Origin of the sequence: Bartonella sp. TT110JLCBS, from assembly GCF_042193405.1 — a bacterium.
Taxonomy (GTDB): domain Bacteria; phylum Pseudomonadota; class Alphaproteobacteria; order Rhizobiales; family Rhizobiaceae; genus Bartonella.
Window position 1 is genome coordinate 1 of record NZ_JBHILT010000123.1, and the last position, 1,085, is coordinate 1,085.

The following is a 1,085-nucleotide window of genomic DNA, read 5'->3' on the forward strand; positions in this document are numbered from 1 at the left end:
GGGGCTAGTGTGGATTACTGGTTTAATCCAGTGAATAAGCAGAACGTGGCTAGTTTAGATAACTTGAGTAGTGATGCCGAAGGGAATCTCCACGTGAGTGGTTGGCATGCGTCCAACCAGGCTTTAGGGAAGACGCACCACTTTATCATTGTCTACGATCAAACCCGTCATCAAGAAATTACGCGGACTGAAGTTCAGTCAGCTGCCCGTCAAGACGTGGCGAAGGCCTTTCCGCTCATCGCGAATGCTGGAGTGAGTGGCTTTAAGACCAGCTTTAAACTTAGTCCCCAGTATGCGGAAGATAATATTCAAATCGTGAGCCGGTGGACGGATGATCCGGCAGGCAACGGCGAAGCCGTTGATTACTGGTTTGGTCCGGTTCAAAAACAAAACCGGGGGTATTTGGAGAGTTGGCAAATTAGTAGTGGCCACCTGGAAGTTCACGCCTGGCATGCCAATGATGCCTCGATCTATGAACCATACCATTACTTAATCCTCTTTGATAACACCACGGGACGCCAAGTCAGTGCCATTCAAGTCCAAAACACGGCTTCCAACGATGTCGCAAAGGCTTATGGAGATACGCGGTCCGCTAATCGGGCGCGGTTTAGTGGCACTTTCGATCAGGCTCATTTAATAGCAGGACATACCTATTCCTTAGTTAGTCGTTACTCAGCCACCAACGGTGGCAACGGTGATAACGGGAAGGCGGCGGATCATACCGATTATTGGTTTAGTTTAGGTACCCTCAACGGCTCCGCTTATAACATTGATGGCTGGTCTAATGATGGTACGACCCTGACCGTTAACGGTTGGTTTGCGAACGACCAATCCTTAACACACCAATACCCGTACGTTATTCTATTGGCCGATGGCAAAGAAATCGGTCGGAAGGCGGTCAAACTAACCGCTCGCCAGGATGTCGCCAATGCTTATCCACAACTGGCAAACAGTCTGAACAGTGGCTTTACCGTTTCTTTTGATGCCCCGCAAGGGGTCCAAAACAACCTGCAATTAGTCTTGCGGTTCGCCAATACCACTAATGGTGAAGGTGATCACCAGGATATCTGGACACCAACATACAC

1 protein-coding gene is annotated in these 1,085 nt (G+C 49.3%); it reads left to right on the top strand.

Features of this window, described 5'->3' with window-relative positions:
• Positions 1 to 93: 93 nt before the first annotated feature.
• On the top strand, positions 94 to 1,085 hold a 992-nt coding region (locus ACFILW_RS09920; RefSeq protein ID WP_375685749.1), incomplete at its 3' end, for a hypothetical protein.